Genomic DNA, 17,277 nt, shown 5'->3' with positions numbered 1-17,277 from the left:
GGATCGAGGCCGTACCGGGTGGCACGAACGTCATCGCCTCCCGCGTCGAGCTGTCGCTCGACGTCCGCGCTGAGGACGGCGGGACGGTCCGCGCGGTCGTCGCGCGGATCGCGGAGTCCGCAGCGCTCGCCGCCGCCCGCAACGGCTGCGGAACCGCGATCGAGGCGGGCAGCTGGAGCGACGAGGTCGTCTTCGACACCGCCCTCCGGTCGCAGCTCGATGCGGCGCTCGGCGGCGTGCCCGCGCTGCCGACCGGTGCCGGCCACGACGCCGGTGTGCTCGCGGCGCACGTGCCGACCGCGATGCTCTTCGTCCGCAACCCGACCGGCGTCTCCCACGCCCCGGAGGAGGACGCGTCGGAGGCGGACCTGAACGCCGGCGTCGACGCCCTCGAGCGGATCCTCCGAGAGCTCGCCTCATGAGACCCCCGACGACTCTCCGTTTTGTAGGCAGGTCCTGCCTACAAAACGGAGAGTGCTGGTGCGGGCGATGACCTCGTACTGGGCGGCGGTCGTCGTCACCCCCGCCGGCACGCGCACCGCCATGCGCTTCGCCGTGGAGGTCGGCCGGATCGCCGCCGTCGAGGACCGCACCGCGCCCGAGGACGGCGACCGGGTCCTGCAGCTGGTCGTGCCGGGCTTCGTGAACGCGCACTCGCACGCGTTCCACCGGGATCTCCGTGGTCGCACGCACGACCAGGGCGGCGACTTCTGGCGCTGGCGCGAGGCGATGTACGCGCTCGCGAGCGCGCTCACGCCGGAGGCGTACCGCGCCGTCGCGCGGCGCGTCTTCGGCGAGATGACGGCGGCGGGGTGGACCGCGGTCGGCGAGTTCCACTACGTCCACCACCGCCCGGACGGCCGCCCGTACGACCCGCCGCACGCGATGGAGCTGGCCATCGCCGACGCCGCGCGCGAAGCCGGCATCCGCCTCGTCCTCCTCGACACCTGCTACCTCACCGCCGACGTCGACGGCGGCCCGCTGGGTCCCGAGCAGCGGCGCTTCGGCGACGGCGACGCGGAGGGCTACCTCGCCCGCTGGCACGCGCTCCGGGAGGCGCTCGGCGACGACCCCCTCGTCACGCTCGGCGCCGCGATCCACTCCGTCCGCGCCGTGCCACTGCCGGCGATCGAGCGGATCGTCGGCGGTCTGCCCGCGGACGTGCCCCTGCACCTCCACGTGGCGGAGCAGCCCCGGGAGACCGACGCGTTCCTCGCCCTGCACGGCGAGACCCCCGTCGCGGCCCTCGACCGGCTCGGCGTGCTCTCGCCGCGGACGACGCTCGTGCACGGCACCCACCTGTCCGCCGACGACGTGGCGCGGGTCGGGGCTGCCGGCGCGGCGGTCGCGTTCTGCCCGACGACGGAGGCGGACCTCGGCGACGGCATCGGTCCGGCGCGGGCGCTCGCCGACGCGGGCGCCCGGATCGCCCTCGGCTCCGACGGCCAGTCCGTGATCGACCCGCTGCTCGAGATCCGGGGCCTGGAGGCGGGGGAGCGGCTCGCCTCCGGCCGGCGCGGCCGGTTCACCCCGGCCGAGCTGCTCACCGCGGCGACGGCGCACGGCGCCGCGAGCCTCGGCCTCAGCTCGAACGGCTTCGCGGTCGGCGACCCGGCCGACTTCGTCGAGCTGACGCTCGACTCCCCGAGGACCAGCGGCTCGGCCCCGGAGCAGCTGATCCTGACGGCGACCGCCTCCGACGTCCTCAGAACGGTCGTCGCCGGCGCGGAGGTGTTTCGTCGTGCAGGAGAGACGGCGGCGGATCGGCCGTTCTTCCTGAACGACGAAACAGGAGCTGCGCATGGCTGAGCTGCTGACCGGCATCGCGGAGCTGACGACCCACGACGGCCCGACGCCGGAGGAGTCGACCCGGCTCACCGACGCGGCGCTCGTCGTCGAGGACGGCCGAGTCGTCTGGATCGGCCCGGCCGCCGCCGCGCCGGCCGCCGACATCCGCACCGACCTCGGCGGCCGCGCGGTGCTGCCCGGCTGGGTCGACAGCCACACGCACCTCGTGTTCGCCGGCGACCGCGCCGCGGAGTTCGAGGCACGGATGGCCGGGCGGGCCTATCAGGCCGGCGGGATCGCCACCACGGTCGCCGCGACCAGGGCCGCCACCGACGACGCGCTGCGCGCCTCCGCCACACGCCTCCGCACCGAGGCGATCGCCGGGGGTACCACGACGCTCGAGACGAAGACCGGCTACGGCCTCGACGTCGCATCGGAGGCGCGCCTCGCCCGCATCGGGAGGGAGGTCGCCGACTCCGTCACCTACCTCGGCGCCCACCTCCTGCCCGCCGGAGTCGACCGCCGCGACTACCTCGACCTCGTCGTCGGCCCGATGCTCGACGCGGTCCTGCCGTTCGTCGACGCGATCGACGTCTTCTGCGAGACCGGCGCGTTCGACGTCGAGGAGTCGCGGGAGGTGCTGCTCGCCGGCCGCGCCGCCGGGCTCCGCCTCAGGGTGCACGGCAACCAGCTCGGGGAATCCGGAGGGGTCGCCCTCGCGGCCGAGCTCGGCGCTGCGAGCGTCGACCACGTCAACCACGTGTCGGACGCGGATATCGCAGCGGTCGCGGGCAGCGGGGTCACCGCGGTCCTGCTCCCCGCCGCCGACCTGAGCACCCGCCAGCCCCTCGCCCCCGCCCGCCGTCTCGCCGACGCGGGCGTCCCGCTCGCGATCGCCAGCAACTGCAACCCCGGCTCGAGCTACACGACCTCGATGGCGTTCTGCGTCGCGACGGCCGTGCTGCAGCAGCGCCTCACGCTCGCCGAGGCGCTCTGGGCGGCGACCCGCGGCGGCGCGCGCGTGCTCGGGATCGACGACGCCGGCGCGATCCGGGTCGGCGGGCCCGCAGCCCTCCACGTGCTCGACGCACCCTCCGCCGCCCACCTCGCCTACCGTCCTGGCGTGCCCCTCACGCACCGGGTCGTCCGCGGCGATCGATAGGCGTGACCCATCGAGACCGCCTCGTCCCCTTCTGCGATCTCGAGACCTGGGCGCAGGTGACCACGGCGCAGGCACCGGCCGACACCGGCCCGCCCTGCACGCCGGCGCGGGCCGACCGCGCGTGACGACCGAATAGAGTCGGGCGCGTGGCCGTCCGGATCGAGCCGAGCATCCTGTCCGCCGACTTCAGCGCCTTCGCCGCGGAGATCGCCCGGATCCCCTCCGCCGACGCGGTGCACTGCGACGTGATGGACAACCACTTCGTGCCGAACCTCACGTTCGGGCTGCCGATGGTGCAACGGCTCGCGCAGGTCAGCGCGCTGCCGCTCGACGTGCACCTGATGATCGACGACCCCCACCGCTGGGCGCCGGGCTACGCGGAGGCGGGCGCCCAGACCGTGACCTTCCACGCGGAGGCCGCCCGTGAGCCGATCGCGACCGCGCGCTCGATCCGGCGGGCCGGCGCGCGTGCCGGTATCGCCCTGAAGCCGGGCACGGACGCCGCGCCGTACCTCGCTGCGATCGAGGAGTTCGACCAGATCCTCGTGATGACGGTCGAGCCGGGCTTCGGCGGCCAGTCGTTCATGACGGACCTGATGTCGAAGGTCCGCGAGGTCCGGGAGGCGATCGGCGACCGCGACGTCTGGCTGCAGGTCGACGGCGGCATCGGCACGGACACCATCGCGACGGCCGCCGCGGCCGGTGCAGACACCTTCGTCGCGGGCTCGGCGGTCTTCGGCCAGCCCGACCCCGACGCCGCGATCCAGCACCTCCGCACCCTCGCCACGTCCTGACCTGCCTCTTCGGATCCGCAGGTCTTCCCGGGGACGGCGCACACGGGCTCGCGAGCACGACGCGTCGGCGGGTTTCTGCGGAACCGCGAGGGGTGCACGGCCCCGATACCCTGGTCGCGTGAAGACGTTCGAGGGGCTGTTCGCCGAGCTGTCGGCGAAGGCCGCCCTGCGTCCGGCCGGCTCCCGCACGGTCACCGAGCTCGACTCCGGCGTGCACGGCATCGGCAAGAAGATCGTGGAGGAGGCTGCCGAGGTCTGGATGGCGGCCGAGTGGGAGAGCGACGACCGTCTCGCCGAAGAGGCCTCGCAGCTGCTGTACCACCTCCAGGTCCTGCTGCTCGCGCGCGGACTGACGCTCGAGGACGTCTGGCGCCATCTCTGACGAGACCCGCCCGACCACCTCGACACCAGGAACCGCCATGCTGAGAATCGCCGTGCCCAACAAGGGCGCGCTCGCCGACACCGCCGCGCAGATGCTCGGCGAGGCCGGCTACCGCCTCCGCCGGGACCCGAAGGAGCTCACGGTCTCCGACCCGCGCAACGACGCGGAGTTCTTCTACCTCCGCCCCCGCGACATCGCCACCTACGTCGGCTCGGGCGCCCTCGACGTCGGGATCACCGGCCGCGACCTGCTGCTCGACTCCGGGTCGAGCGCGGTCGAGATCGCCGCGCTCGACTTCGCGTCCTCCACCTTCCGCTTCGCCGGTCCCGCCGGCCGCTTCACCTCGCTGGACGACCTCAGGGGCCTCCGCGTCGCGACGAGCTACACCGGTCTGGTCGGCGCCTTCCTCGAGCGGGAGGGCGTGGAGGTGACCCTCGTCCACCTCGACGGCGCCGTCGAGACCGCGGTCCGGCTCGGCGTCGCCGACGCGATCGCGGACGTCGTCGAGACGGGCAGCACCTTGCGTGCGCAGGGACTCGAGATCTTCGGTCCGGTCATCCTGGAGTCGACCGCGGTCCTGGTCGCCGGGGCCGTCCGTCCGGAGGGGCTCGACGTGCTCGAGCGGCGGCTCAGCGGCGTGCTCGTCGCCCGCCGCTGGGTGATGGTCGACTACGACATCCCCCGCAGCCTGCTGGAGGAGGCCACCGCGCTCGCCCCCGGCTACGAGTCGCCGACGGTGTCGCCCCTCCACGACCCGGACTGGGCCGCCGTGCGCGTGCTCGTCATGCGCACCGACATGAACCTCGTCATGGACCGCCTCTACGCGCTCGGCGCGCGGGCGATCTTCGTCACGCCGATCCACGCCGCGAGGCTCTGATGCGCCTGCTCCTGCTGAGCCCCTCCGCGGCTGACGAGCCCGCGCGCGCAGCCTCACGAGTCGCGCGGCGGCTCACCAGCGGGCGGGATACCGGCTGATGACGCTCGCCACCCGCGTCATCCCGTGCCTCGACGTCGCCGCCGGGCGCGTCGTCAAGGGCGTGAACTTCGTCGGCCTCGAGGACGCCGGCGACCCGGTCGAGCTCGCGGCCCGGTACGCGGCGGACGGCGCGGACGAGATCACGTTCCTCGACGTCACCGCGACGGTGGAGGCGCGGGGCACGCTCCTCGACACCGTGCGCCGGACCGCCGAGCAGGTCTTCGTCCCCCTCACGGTCGGCGGAGGGGTGCGGAGCGTCGACGACGTCGACCGCCTCCTGCAGTCCGGCGCGGACAAGATCGGCGTGAACTCCGCCGCGATCGCGCGCCCCGAGCTGATCGCGGAGATCGCGACGCGCTTCGGCGCCCAGGTCTGCGTGCTCTCCCTCGACGTGCTGCACGACCCCCGCAGCCCCTCCGGCTGGTCCGTCACGACCCACGGCGGCCGCACGAACACCGGGATCGACGCGATCGCGTGGACCACCCGCGCGATCGGGCTCGGCGCGGGGGAGCTGCTGCTCAACTCCATCGACGCCGACGGCACCAAGGCGGGCTACGACGTGCGGCTCATCGAGGCGGTCAGGGCCGTCAGCCCGGTCCCGCTGATCGCTTCCGGAGGCGCGGGCGGGCTCGAGCACTTCGCTCCCGCGGTGCAGGCCGGCGCCGACGCGGTGCTCGCGGCGAGCGTGTTCCACCGCGGGCTGCTCACGATCGGCCAGGTGAAGTCGGCGCTCGCGGACGCGGGCGTCACGGTCAGGCAGGAGACCCCATGACCGACCCACCCAGCACCGACGCTCCCACGCTGGATGCGCAGGAGGCGCTCGCGCTCGCGCAGTTCGGCTCCGACGGCCTGCTGACCGCCGTGGTCCAGGAGGAGGCGACCAGGCAGGTGCTGATGGTCGGGTACATGGACCGTGAGGCCCTCCGCCGCACGCTGACCGAAGGGCGCGCCGTGTTCTGGTCCCGCTCGCGGCAGGAGTACTGGCGGAAGGGCGACACCTCCGGTCACGTGCAGTACGTCCGCGGCGCTGCGCTCGACTGCGACGCCGACGCGCTCCTGCTCACCGTCGAGCAGGTCGGCCCCGCCTGCCACACCGGCGCGCACGCCTGCTTCGACACCCACCCCGTCCACGCCGAGACCGATACCGACGAGCACAGCGCCGGAGCGCACGCATGACCGGGATGCCCGGCACCACCTCCCGCACCGAGTTCGGCGAGCTGCTGGAGGGTCGCCGGGTCCTCCCCGTCGCCCGGGTGCTCTTCGCGGACAGCGAGACGCCGCTCGGCATCTTCCGCAAGCTCGCGATGCGGGCGGGCGGGACGATGCGCCCCGGCTCGTTCCTGCTCGAGTCCGCCGAGCAGGGAGGCATCTGGTCGCGGTACTCGTTCGTCGGCGTCGCCGCGTTCGGTGCGCTCACCGAGCAGCGCGGCCGCCCGGTGTGGCAGGACTGGGGCCTGCCCGCCTCCCGCGCGTTCGGAGTCGGCGGGATCACCGGCGACTACCTGGAGGCGCTCGACGACCTGCACTCGCACTGGGCGTCGCCCCGCGTGCCCGGGCTGCCACCGCTGACCGGGGGTCTGGTCGGCTACATCGGCTGGGACGCGGTCCGGCTGCTCGAGCACCTGCCCGACGCGCCGCCGTCGGACTACGCGGTGCCGGACCTCGGCATGGTGTTCGCCTCCGAGGTGGTCGCGTTCGACCACTTCAAGGGCACCGTCTCGCTGATCGTGACGGTGCTGCACGACGCCGACGAGATCGACGCGGACGCCGCGTGGGCCGACGCGCAGCGCCGCCTCGACGCCCTCGAGCGCCGCCTCGGCACCCCGACCGACGCCTCGCTCGCCGAGGTCGACTTCGACATCGCCCCGCAGCCCACCGCCAGGACCGCGCGGGAGGAGTACCTCGCCTCCGTCGTCGCGGCGAAGGAGCACATCCGCGACGGCGACGTGTTCCAGGTCGTGATCGCGCAGCGCTTCGACCTGCCGACCGCCGCGAGCCCGCTCGACGTCTACCGGGTGCTCCGCCAGCTGAACCCGTCGCCGTACATGTACCTGATCGCGCATGAACGGCCGGACGGGGCGCCCGTCGCGGTGGTCGGCTCGTCGCCGGAGGCGCTGGTGAAGGTCGAGGGCGGCCGGGTGTTCAGCCACCCGATCGCCGGCTCGCGCCCGCGCGGGGCGACCCCGGAGGCGGACGAGGCGTTCGCCGCCGAGCTGCGCGTCGACGAGAAGGAGCACGCCGAGCACCTGATGCTCGTGGACCTGGCCCGCAACGACCTCGCGAAGGTCTGCGTCCCCGGCACCGTCGAGGTGACCGAGTTCATGCGGATCGAGCGGTTCAGCCACATCATGCACATCACCTCCAGCGTCGAGGGGGAGGCGGGACCGGGCGTCGGGCCGATCGACGTGCTGCGCGCGACCTTCCCCGCCGGCACCCTCTCGGGTGCCCCGAAGCCTCGGGCGCTCGAGATCATCGACGCGCTCGAGCCGGCGCGACGCGGCGTCTACGGCGGTGTCGTGGGCTACTTCGACTTCGCCGGCGACCTGGACCTCGCGATCGCGATCCGCACGGCGGTCATCACCGACGGCGTCGCCAGGGTGCAGGCCGGCAGCGGACTCGTCTCCGACTCGGTGCCCGAGCTCGAGTACGCGGAGAGCTGGAACAAGGCGACCGCGCCGCTGAAGGCGGTCGCCGTCGCGAGTGCGATGCGGCAGGTCGGGACCGTATGAGTCCCGCACCCGCGAGCCGTCATCGACCCCTGACGCCCGCGCGGGAGCGGTTCATCACGGTCGTCGGCGTGCTCGTCGCCGGTGCCGGCGCGGTGCTCGCGTCGACGCAGACCTTCGCGACGGCGATCGTGGAGGGGGTCCGCGTCCCGGTCGTCGTCGCGGGCCAGGCCGTCGCGCCCGCGCTCGCCCCGCTCGGGATCGTCGCCCTCGCGCTCGGCATCGCACTGTCCATCGCGGGGCGGATCGCGCGGATCGTGCTCGGGGTCGTGCTGGTGCTGCTCGGCGCCGGCATCGTGGCCGCGGCGCTGCCGAGCGTGCTCGACGACGGGGCCGGGACCCGAGGCGCGATCACGGCGGTCACGGGGGTCACGGACGTCGCGTCGCTCGTCGCCTCGCGCTCCGCCACCCTCTGGCCCGAGGTCGGGCTGGCTGCCGGGGCGCTCGCTGCGGTCCTCGGCCTCGTGGTCCTGGTCCGCACCAGGAGGTGGACCACCGGCGGCCGCCGGTTCCGGGCGGACACCCCGGTCGTGCTCGCCACCGACCCGATCTCCGAGTGGGACGCCCTCACCCGCGGCTCCGACCCCACCGGGGCGCCAGGTCCGGCCGGCCCGGGCGAGTCGGACGACCGGTAGGATCGGGCGCATGTCGAACACCATCGAAGAGGGTGGCCACGGATCGTCGCCGGCGGCCTGGACCGCGGTCGTGATCATGCTGATCGGCTTCACGGTCGCGACCGCTGCGCTGTTCCTCGACGTGATCCCGCTCGTCTTCATCGGTGCCGCGATCATCCCGATCGGGCTCATCGTCGGCGGCGTCATGAAGGCCGTCGGCCTCGGCGTCGGCGGCCATCGCGCCGTCGGAGGCTCGCACTGAGCACCGCGGCGGCCGGCACCACCCTCCGCGGCCTGCTCGCCGAGCTGACCGCGGGATCGGCCGAGGACGCCGCGGCCCGCGAGGTCGAGCGCCCCCTCGTCGAGGTCGAGCGTGCCGCCCTGGCCGCCGCACCGCCGCTCGATGCGCTCGCCGCACTCGCGCCGGCGGACCGGGTCAAGGTCATCGCCGAGGTGAAACGCGCCAGCCCCTCGCGCGGGGCGCTGGCCGAGATCCCGGACCCCGCCGCGCTCGCCCGCACCTACGAGACCGCAGGAGCCAGCGCGATCAGCGTGCTCACCGAGCAGCGCCGCTTCCTGGGCTCGCTCGCCGACCTGCAGGCGGTCCGCGCCGCCGTCGGTGTGCCCGTGCTGCGCAAGGACTTCGTCTCCACCGCCTACCAGGTGCTCGAGGCCAGGGCGGCCGGCGCCGACCTCGTGCTGCTCATCGTCGCGGCGCTGCCCGACGGCGAGCTGCGGTCGCTGCTGGCCCTGGCGCAGGACCTCGGGATGACCGTGCTGGTCGAGACGCACGACGAGCAGGAGGTGGACCGCGGGCTCGACGCCGGCGCCCGGCTGCTCGGGGTCAACGCCCGCGATCTGGACACGTTCGAGCTGGACCGGGAGCTGTTCGGCCGCGTCGCCGGCCGGATCCCCGACGACGTCGTCACGGTCGCCGAGTCCGCCGTGCGCACGCCCGACGACGTCGCCGCCTACCGGGCGGCCGGCGCCGACGTGGTGCTGGTCGGCGAGGCGCTCGTCACCGGCGACGCGGCTGCCCTGATCCGCGCCTTCGAGGAGGCACACGCATGACCGACACGACCCTCGCCTCCAGCCCATCGGGAGCCGGCCCGTACTTCGGCGCCTACGGCGGCCGCTGGGTCCCTGAGCCGCTGATCGCCGCGCTCGACGAGCTGTCGGCCGCGTGGGACGAGCTGAAGGTCGACCCGTCGTTCCGGTCCGAGCTCGCCGACCTGCACCGCGACTACACGGGCCGTCCGTCGCCGCTCACCGAGGTGCCGCGGTTCGCCGCGCACGCCGGCGGGGCCCGCGTCTTCCTCAAGCGCGAGGACCTCAACCACACCGGTTCGCACAAGATCAACAACGTGCTCGGTCAGGCGCTGCTGACGCGCAAGATCGGCAAGAAGCGGGTCATCGCCGAGACCGGGGCCGGTCAGCACGGCGTCGCGACGGCGACCGCCGCCGCCCTTTTCGGGCTCGACTGCACCGTCTACATGGGCGAGGTCGACACCGAGCGGCAGGCGCTGAACGTCGCCCGCATGCGCCTCCTCGGGGCCGAGGTGATCCCGGTCACGTCGGGCTCCCGGACGCTGAAGGACGCCATCAACGAGGCGATGCGCGACTGGGTGACCAACGTCGCCACCACGACCTACATCTTCGGCACGGCCGCCGGTCCCCACCCGTTCCCCGCGATGGTCCGCGACCTGCAGCGGATCATCGGCGACGAGGCCCGCGCGCAGCTGCTGGAGCGCACCGGTTCGCTCCCCGACGCCGTGCTGGCCTGCGTGGGCGGCGGATCGAACGCGATCGGCATCTTCACCGCGTTCCTCGACGACCCGAGCGTCGCGCTGTGGGGCTTCGAGGCCGGCGGCGACGGCGCGGACACGCCCCGCACGGCCGCGACCATCTCGGTCGGCAGCCCCGGCGTGCTGCACGGGGCGCGCAGCTACGTGCTGCAGGACGAGGACGGCCAGACCGTCGAGTCGCACTCGATCTCCGCCGGGCTCGACTACCCGGGCGTCGGCCCCGAGCACGCGTTCCTCGCCGACATCGGCCGCGCCACCTACCGGCCCGTGACCGACACCGCCGCGATGGACGCACTCCGCCTCCTGAGCCGCACGGAGGGCATCGTCCCCGCCATCGAGTCCGCCCACGCGCTGGCCGGTGCGCTCGAGCTCGGGAAGGAGCTCGGCCCCGACGCGACGCTGCTCATCAACCTGTCCGGGCGCGGCGACAAGGACACGACGACGGTCGCGCGCTGGTTCGACCTGGTCGACCGCGACGCGGTGCAGGAGTGACCCTGTCGAGCGCGTCAGGAGGGTCCCCTTCCGCGGTCGAGACGCGGATCCGCTCGGCCAAGGGGACCGGTGCGGGCGCGCTCGTCGGGTATCTGCCGATCGGCTACCCCGATCTCCGCACGAGCATCGAGGCGGCGATCACCCTCACGCAGCACGGCGTCGACGTGCTCGAGCTCGGTCTGCCGTACTCCGACCCGGTGATGGACGGTCCGACGATCCAGGCGGCGACGACGCAGGCGCTCGAGAACGGGTTCCGGTTGCGGCATGCGTTCGAGGCGGTCCGGGAGATCAGCGCGGCGTCCGACGTGCCGGTGCTGTGCATGACCTACTTCAACCCGGTGCTCGCCTACGGCGTCGAGCGCTTCGCCTCGGACCTCGTCGCGGCAGGGGGAGCCGGCCTGATCACGCCGGACCTGGTGCCGGAGGAGGCGGGGGAGTGGCTCGCCGCGAGCGACGCGGAGGCGCTCGACCGCGTCTTCCTGGCCGCGCCGACGTCGTCGGAGGCCCGGCTGCGCCGTTCCGCCGAGGACTCCCGGGGGTTCACCTACGTGGTCTCGACGATGGGCATCACCGGTGCGCGGTCCGACGTCGACGCGGCCGCCCGCACGCTGGTGGACCGGCTGCGTCTGGTGACCGACCGCCCGCTCGCGGTGGGCGTCGGCATCTCCACCGGCACGCAGGTCGCCGAGGTGCTCACCTACGCCGACGGCGCGATCGTCGGCAGCCGCCTCGTGACCGCGCTGGGCAGCGGCCTCGAGGCGCTCGCGGATGCGGCGGACGAGCTCGCGGCGGGCACCGTCCGGGTCTAGCGGTATCGGGTGTTCACGGATCAGGGGATCCGGCGGCGCGGAGCGCCTCGCGGATCCCCTGATCCGTGAACACCATCGCCGCCCGGTATCTTCGACGCCGTGATCACGGCGTCCATCCCGAGCCCGCCCGCGTCGTGGGAGTCGTTCACGATCGGGATCTTCACGATCCACAGCTACGCGCTCTGCATCCTCGCCGGCATCATCGTCGCCGTCATCGTGACCTCGCGGCGGCTGACGCAGCGCGGCGGCCAGCCCGGCGTCGTCGTCGACTTCGCCATCTGCGCCGTGCCGCTGGCGCTCGTCGGCGCGCGCGCCTGGCACGTCCTCACCCACGTCGGCGACTACTTCGGGCCGGACCATCCGCTGACCGACGGGGCGACCTGGCTGAATGCGATCGCGATCTGGAACGGCGGCAACGCCATCTTCGGATCCATCCTCGGCGGTGCCGTCGGCGTCTGGATCGCCAGCCGCTGGACCGGGGTCCGGTTCCTCTCCTTCGCCGACGCGCTCGCACCCGGCATGCTGCTGGCGCAGGCGATCGGTCGCATCGGCAACTGGTTCAACACCGAGCTCTACGGCCTGCCGACGACACTGCCGTGGGGGCTGCAGGTGCCGAGCACCAACGCGGCGTTCCCTGCCGGCCTCGCCCCCGGCACGCTGTTCCACCCGACGTTCCTGTACGAGCTGATCTGGAACACGGCGGGCGCCGTCCTGATCCTCCTCATCGACAGGAGGGCCGAGCAGCGCTGGGGCCGCGGACTCGGGCTGTACCTCATCTGGTACGGCATCGGCCGCAGCGTGTTCGAGGCGATCCGCATCGATCCGACGACGGTCTACCTGGGGCTGCGGGTGAACATCTGGGCGGCGTTCCTGTCGATCCTGCTGGGCCTGGCGATCATCGTCTGGTCGCGCCGCCGCCATCCCGGCGTCGAGACGACCCCCTATCGTCCGGGCCGACATTGGGTGCCGGATGCGCCGGTAGTATCGCGCTACGCCGCAGGGGACTTCGAGGACGGTCCCGACGCGGACCAGGCCGAGGCGCCCGTCACAAGCGGAGCCCCGGCCTCGAGGTGAGGTAGCGCGGCCGACGGGCTCGTCGAGCCGCAGCCGCACCACCCAGGGCCGAAGGCGCCCCACGAGCCCCATCCCGCACGATCTCGGGCCCCCTGGAGGACGCATGGCCGACACCGCACCCCGCACATCGATGCCGTTCAGCACCGTGCCCGCCGCCGTCGGTCTCTACGACCCCGCCGACGAGAAGGACGCCTGCGGCCTCGCGATGGTCGCGACGCTCCGCGGTACGCCGGGCCACGACATCATCGACCACGCGCTCGACGCGCTGCGGAACCTCGAGCACCGCGGAGCGGTCGGCTCCGACGCGGGCACCGGCGACGGCGCCGGCATCGTCACCCAGATCCCGCACGCGTTCCTCTCGGCCGTCGCGCCGTTCGACCTCCCCGCGTCCGGGGAGTACGCCGTGGGCCTCGCCTTCCTGCCGACCGACGCCCGCGAGCGCAACGTGCAGAAGGCGGCCGTCGCCGACATCGCGGCGGAGGAGGGCCTGGAGGTCCTCGGCTGGCGGCAGGTGCCGACGCGGCCGGACACCATCGGGAACCTGGCGCGTGCCGCGATGCCGGTGATCGAGCAGCTCTTCGTGTCCTCGAGCGGCGGTCGGCGCACCGGCATCGAGCTCGACCGCCTGGCGATGCGCCTCCGCAAGCGCGCCGAGCGGGAGCTGCAGGCGTACTTCGCCTCGCTGTCGAGCAGGACGATCGTCTACAAGGGCATGGTCACGACGCTGCAGCTGGAGCCCTTCTACCCGGACCTGTCCGACGAGCGCTTCATGTCGACGCTCGCGCTGGTGCACTCCCGCTACTCGACGAACACCTTCCCGTCCTGGCCTCTCGCGCAGCCGTTCCGGATGATCGCCCACAACGGCGAGATCAACACGGTGCAGGGCAACCGGAACTGGATGCGGGCCCGGCAGTCGCAGCTCTCCAGCGACCTGATCGGCGACATCACCCCGCTGCTGCCCATCTGCAGCCCCGGCGCCAGCGACTCCGCGTCGTTCGACGAGGTGGTCGAGCTGCTGAGCCTCGGCGGTCGCAGCCTGCCGCACGCGGTGATGATGATGGTGCCGGAGGCGTGGGAGAACCAGCCCGATCTCGACCCCGACCTGCGCGCGTTCTACGAGTACCACTCGGGTCTCATGGAGCCGTGGGACGGCCCCGCCGCGATCGTGTTCAGCGACGGCGCGCTCGTCGGCGCGACGCTCGACCGCAACGGCCTCCGCCCCGGCCGGTGGCTGGTGACCACCGACGGCCTGATCGTGCTGGCGTCCGAGACGGGCGTGCTCGACATCGCGCCGGGCCGGGTGGCCCGCCGCGGCCGTCTGCGCCCGGGGAAGATGTTCCTCGTCGACACCGTCGCGGGCCGCATCATCGACGACGAGGAGATCAAGACCGAGCTCGCGTCGAGCAAGCCGTGGGGGGAGTACATCGAGCACGGCAGGATCCGTCTCGCGGACCTCCCCGAGCGCGAGCACATCGTGTACACGCCCGCCTCGGTGCAGCGCCGCCAGCGCACCTTCGGGTACACGGACGAGGAGTTGCGCATCCTGCTCGCCCCGATGGGGGAGAAGGGCGGGGAACCGCTCGGCGCGATGGGGTCGGACACCCCGATCGCGATCCTGTCGAAGCGGCCCCGGCTGCTGTTCGACTACTTCGTGCAGCAGTTCGCGCAGGTGACCAACCCGCCGCTCGACTCGATCCGCGAGGAGGTCGTGACGTCGCTGAAGCTCGGCCTCGGGCCGGAGCGGAACCTGCTCTCCTCCACCCCCGAGCACGCCCGTCAGGTCGTGCTCGACTTCCCGGTCATCGACAACGACGAGCTGGCGAAGCTGCAGCACATCGATGCGGCGCCCGGGTCCGCGACGACGACCGTCGTCCGCGGGCTGTACCGGGTCGAGGACGGCGAGCGCGCGCTGCAGGACCGCATCGAGGCGATGCGTGACGAGGTCGACCGCGCGATCGAGCGCGGTGCGGAGTTCATCGTGCTGTCCGATCGCGACTCGAGCCGCGAGCTCGCTCCGGTCCCGAGCCTGCTGATGACCTCGGCGATCCACCACCACCTGATCCGCAACCAGAACCGCATGAAGGTCGGCCTGATCGTCGAGGCCGGCGACGTGCGGGAGGTCCACCACGTCGCGCTGCTCATCGGCTACGGCGCCTCCGCCGTCAACCCGTACCTGGCGATGGAGTCCGTCGAGCAGCTCGTACGCTCCGGCGTGCTCACCGGCATCACGCCCGAGAAGGCCGTGGGGAACCTGATCAAGGCGCTCGGCAAGGGCGTGCTCAAGATCATGTCGAAGATGGGCATCTCGACCGTCTCGTCCTACGCGGCGGCGCAGGCGTTCGAGGCGGTCGGCCTGTCGAACGAGTTCGTGCAGGAGTACTTCACCGGCACGACGACGAAGCTCGGCGGCATCGGCATGCCCGAGATCGCCGCGGAGTCCGCCGCCCGGCACGAGGCCGCGTTCCCGGAGGAGGACGCGGCGCTCAGCCACGTCGGCCTCGCGACCGGCGGCGAGTACCAGTGGCGTCGCGGCGGCCCGAAGCACCTCTTCAACCCCGAGACGGTGTTCCGGCTGCAGCACTCCACCCGCGCCCGCCGGTACGACGTGTTCAAGGAGTACACGCACCTGGTCGACGACCAGGCGACCGATCTGATGACGCTCCGCGGCATGTTCCGGTTCGCGTCGGAGCACCGCGATCCCGTGCCGCTCGACGAGGTCGAGTCGATCGAGTCGATCGTCACCCGCTTCAACACCGGTGCGATGTCCTACGGCTCGATCTCGAAGGAGGCGCACGAGACGCTCGCGATCGCGATGAACCGGCTCGGCGGCCGCTCCAACACGGGCGAGGGCGGCGAGGACGTCGATCGGCTGCTCGACCCCGAGCGCCGCTCGCGGATCAAGCAGGTCGCATCCGGCCGCTTCGGCGTCACGAGCATGTACCTGACGCACGCCGACGACATCCAGATCAAGATGGCGCAGGGCGCGAAGCCGGGCGAGGGCGGGCAGCTGCCCCCCGCGAAGATGTACCCCTGGATCGCGCGGACGCGGCACTCGACGGCCGGCGTGGGTCTGATCTCGCCGCCGCCGCACCACGACATCTACTCGATCGAGGACCTGAAGCAGCTGATCTTCGACCTGAAGCGGGCGAACCCGGCTGCGCGCATCCACGTCAAGCTGGTCAGCCAGTCCGGCATCGGCGCGGTCGCGGCGGGGGTGACGAAGGCGAAGGCCGACGTCGTGCTGGTCTCCGGCCACGACGGCGGCACCGGTGCCTCGCCGCTGAACTCGCTGAAGCACGCGGGCACGCCGTGGGAGCTGGGCCTCGCGGAGGCGCAGCAGACGCTGATGCTGAACGGGCTGCGCGACCGTGTGACCGTGCAGGTCGACGGCCAGATGAAGACCGGACGCGACGTCGTCGTGGCCGCGCTGCTGGGCGCCGAGGAGTACGGCTTCGCCACCGCGCCGCTGATCGTCGAGGGCTGCGTCATGATGCGCGTCTGCCACCTCGACACCTGCCCCGTCGGCGTCGCGACGCAGAACCCCGAGCTGCGGGCCCGGTTCAGCGGCAAGCCCGAGTTCGTCGTGAACTTCTTCGAGTTCATCGCGCAGGAGGTGCGGGAGCTGCTCGCCGAGCTCGGCTACCGCACGATCGAGGAGATCATCGGCCGCAAGGAGCTGCTCGACGTGAACGGCGCGATCGAGCACTGGAAGGCCGACGGCCTCGACCTCGAGCCGATCCTGGTCGGACCCACGTTCGCCGACGACGAGCCGCGCACGCGTCGCGTCGGGCAGGACCACGAGCTCGACGAGCACTTCGACAACCTGCTGATCCACCGCGCGGCCGACGTGCTGGCGAACGGCGGAACGACCCGGATCGAGCTGCCGATCCGGAACACCGAGCGCGCGGTCGGCACGATGCTCGGCCACGAGCTCACGAAGCGCCACGGCGAGCACGGCATGCCGTCCGGTTCGATCGAGGTCGTGCTGACCGGTTCGGCCGGCCAGTCGTTCGGCGCCTTCCTCCCCGCCGGGATCACGCTCCGCCTGATCGGCGACAGCAACGACTACGTCGGCAAGGGCCTCTCCGGCGGCGAGATCGTGCTGCGACCGCACCCGGAGGCGTCCTTCGCCGCCGAGGAGAACGTGATCGCCGGCAACGTGATCGGCTACGGCGCGACCCAGGGCACGATGTTCATCTCGGGCATGGTGGGGGAGCGCTTCCTGGTCAGGAACTCCGGCGCGACCGCGGTCGTCGAGGGCGTGGGCGACCACGCGCTCGAGTACATGACCGGCGGCCTCGCGGTGATCCTCGGCGCGACGGGCAGGAACCTCGGCGCCGGCATGTCGGGCGGCACCGCGTACGTGCACGCGCTCACGGCCGAGCAGGTCAACACCGACGCCCTCGCGGGCGAGCTCGACCTGCTGCCGATGGACAGCGCCGACGCGGAGATCCTCCGCGACCTGCTGCAGCGGCACGTCGAGACGACCGGGTCCGCGCTCGCCGCCCGGATGCTGGCGAGCTTCGAGACGGTCGTCGACGAGTTCGTGAAGGTGCTCCCGCACAACTACGCGGCAGTGCTCGAAGCCCGCGCGAAGGCGGAGGGCGAGGGCCTCGACCCCGACGGCGACGTGGTCTGGAAGCGCATCCTGGAGG

General features: G+C 72.9%; 17 protein-coding genes. All 17 read left to right on the top strand.

Features of this window, described 5'->3' with window-relative positions; translation table 11 throughout:
* On the top strand, positions 1 to 422 hold a 422-nt coding region (locus ACFE67_RS07275; RefSeq protein ID WP_375406202.1), incomplete at its 5' end, for a M20/M25/M40 family metallo-hydrolase.
* A gap of 67 nt (positions 423 to 489) precedes the next feature.
* On the top strand, positions 490 to 1,809 hold the full coding sequence (locus ACFE67_RS07270) for a formimidoylglutamate deiminase (protein ID WP_375406205.1): 1,320 nt from the start codon (positions 490 to 492) through the stop codon (positions 1,807 to 1,809).
* On the top strand, positions 1,802 to 2,950 hold the full coding sequence (hutI, locus tag ACFE67_RS07265) for an imidazolonepropionase (protein ID WP_375406201.1): 1,149 nt from the start codon (positions 1,802 to 1,804) through the stop codon (positions 2,948 to 2,950). The genes ACFE67_RS07270 and hutI overlap by 8 nt, the downstream gene beginning before the upstream one ends.
* A gap of 2 nt (positions 2,951 to 2,952) precedes the next feature.
* Entirely contained in the window at positions 2,953 to 3,075 is a 123-nt protein-coding gene (locus ACFE67_RS07260) for a hypothetical protein (RefSeq protein ID WP_375406200.1), read from the top strand.
* A gap of 21 nt (positions 3,076 to 3,096) precedes the next feature.
* Positions 3,097 to 3,744, top strand: coding sequence for a ribulose-phosphate 3-epimerase (gene rpe / locus ACFE67_RS07255; protein WP_375406199.1), 648 nt, complete (start codon positions 3,097 to 3,099; stop codon positions 3,742 to 3,744).
* Positions 3,745 to 3,862: 118 nt separating this feature from the next.
* On the top strand, positions 3,863 to 4,126 hold the full coding sequence (locus ACFE67_RS07250; protein WP_375406198.1) for a phosphoribosyl-ATP diphosphatase: 264 nt from the start codon (positions 3,863 to 3,865) through the stop codon (positions 4,124 to 4,126).
* A gap of 37 nt (positions 4,127 to 4,163) precedes the next feature.
* Positions 4,164 to 5,003, top strand: a complete 840-nt coding sequence (gene hisG, locus ACFE67_RS07245; protein ID WP_375406197.1) for an ATP phosphoribosyltransferase — start codon at positions 4,164 to 4,166, stop codon at positions 5,001 to 5,003.
* Positions 5,004 to 5,100: 97 nt separating this feature from the next.
* Complete coding sequence (gene hisF, locus ACFE67_RS07240; protein ID WP_375406196.1) at positions 5,101 to 5,874, top strand: imidazole glycerol phosphate synthase subunit HisF; 774 nt, start codon at positions 5,101 to 5,103, stop codon at positions 5,872 to 5,874.
* On the top strand, positions 5,871 to 6,278 hold the full coding sequence (hisI, locus tag ACFE67_RS07235) for a phosphoribosyl-AMP cyclohydrolase (protein WP_375406195.1): 408 nt from the start codon (positions 5,871 to 5,873) through the stop codon (positions 6,276 to 6,278). Before hisF ends, hisI begins: the two co-directional genes overlap by 4 nt.
* Before the next feature lie 5 nt (positions 6,279 to 6,283).
* Positions 6,284 to 7,831 carry an anthranilate synthase component I gene (locus ACFE67_RS07230; RefSeq protein ID WP_375406204.1) on the top strand — a complete coding sequence of 516 codons (1,548 nt, stop codon included), beginning with the start codon at positions 6,284 to 6,286 and terminating at the stop codon, positions 7,829 to 7,831.
* Positions 7,828 to 8,463 carry a Trp biosynthesis-associated membrane protein gene (locus tag ACFE67_RS07225; protein WP_375406194.1) on the top strand — a complete coding sequence of 212 codons (636 nt, stop codon included), beginning with the start codon at positions 7,828 to 7,830 and terminating at the stop codon, positions 8,461 to 8,463. Before ACFE67_RS07230 ends, ACFE67_RS07225 begins: the two co-directional genes overlap by 4 nt.
* A 10-nt stretch (positions 8,464 to 8,473) precedes the next feature.
* Positions 8,474 to 8,704, top strand: coding sequence for an HGxxPAAW family protein (locus ACFE67_RS07220; protein ID WP_375406193.1), 231 nt, complete (start codon positions 8,474 to 8,476; stop codon positions 8,702 to 8,704).
* A gap of 32 nt (positions 8,705 to 8,736) precedes the next feature.
* Positions 8,737 to 9,513 carry an indole-3-glycerol phosphate synthase TrpC gene (trpC, locus tag ACFE67_RS07215; RefSeq protein WP_375406203.1) on the top strand — a complete coding sequence of 259 codons (777 nt, stop codon included), beginning with the start codon at positions 8,737 to 8,739 and terminating at the stop codon, positions 9,511 to 9,513.
* A complete protein-coding gene (gene trpB, locus ACFE67_RS07210) occupies positions 9,510 to 10,739 on the top strand; it encodes a tryptophan synthase subunit beta (RefSeq protein WP_375406192.1) in 1,230 nt (409 codons plus the stop codon). Before trpC ends, trpB begins: the two co-directional genes overlap by 4 nt.
* Positions 10,736 to 11,548, top strand: a complete 813-nt coding sequence (gene trpA, locus ACFE67_RS07205) for a tryptophan synthase subunit alpha (protein ID WP_375406191.1) — start codon at positions 10,736 to 10,738, stop codon at positions 11,546 to 11,548. The genes trpB and trpA overlap by 4 nt, the downstream gene beginning before the upstream one ends.
* Positions 11,549 to 11,647: 99 nt before the next feature.
* Positions 11,648 to 12,622, top strand: a complete 975-nt coding sequence (gene lgt / locus ACFE67_RS07200) for a prolipoprotein diacylglyceryl transferase (RefSeq protein ID WP_375406190.1) — start codon at positions 11,648 to 11,650, stop codon at positions 12,620 to 12,622.
* A 103-nt stretch (positions 12,623 to 12,725) separates the two neighbouring features.
* Positions 12,726 to 17,277: glutamate synthase large subunit (gene gltB, locus ACFE67_RS07195; protein WP_375406189.1), on the top strand; the 4,552-nt coding region annotated here is incomplete at its 3' end.

It is taken from the genome of uncultured Amnibacterium sp. (assembly GCF_964244015.1).
In the GTDB taxonomy this organism is placed as follows: domain Bacteria; phylum Actinomycetota; class Actinomycetes; order Actinomycetales; family Microbacteriaceae; genus Amnibacterium.
Note: the sequence above shows the minus strand (reverse complement) of the source record. Positions and strands in the feature narration are given on the sequence as shown.

Excerpts from the sequence above, each read along its gene's own strand:
- ACFE67_RS07225 (WP_375406194.1), top strand. The coding sequence starts at position 7,828 with ATGAGTCCCGCACCCGCGAGCCGTCATCGACCCCTGACGCCCGCGCGG.
- trpB (WP_375406192.1), top strand. The coding sequence starts at position 9,510 with ATGACCGACACGACCCTCGCCTCCAGCCCATCGGGAGCCGGCCCGTAC.
- hutI (WP_375406201.1), top strand. The coding sequence starts at position 1,802 with ATGGCTGAGCTGCTGACCGGCATCGCGGAGCTGACGACCCACGACGGC.
- hisG (WP_375406197.1), top strand. The coding sequence starts at position 4,164 with ATGCTGAGAATCGCCGTGCCCAACAAGGGCGCGCTCGCCGACACCGCC.
- ACFE67_RS07220 (WP_375406193.1), top strand. The coding sequence starts at position 8,474 with ATGTCGAACACCATCGAAGAGGGTGGCCACGGATCGTCGCCGGCGGCC.
- hisI (WP_375406195.1), top strand. The coding sequence starts at position 5,871 with ATGACCGACCCACCCAGCACCGACGCTCCCACGCTGGATGCGCAGGAG.
- ACFE67_RS07270 (WP_375406205.1), top strand. The coding sequence starts at position 490 with ATGACCTCGTACTGGGCGGCGGTCGTCGTCACCCCCGCCGGCACGCGC.
- ACFE67_RS07230 (WP_375406204.1), top strand. The coding sequence starts at position 6,284 with ATGCCCGGCACCACCTCCCGCACCGAGTTCGGCGAGCTGCTGGAGGGT.
- hisF (WP_375406196.1), top strand. The coding sequence starts at position 5,101 with ATGACGCTCGCCACCCGCGTCATCCCGTGCCTCGACGTCGCCGCCGGG.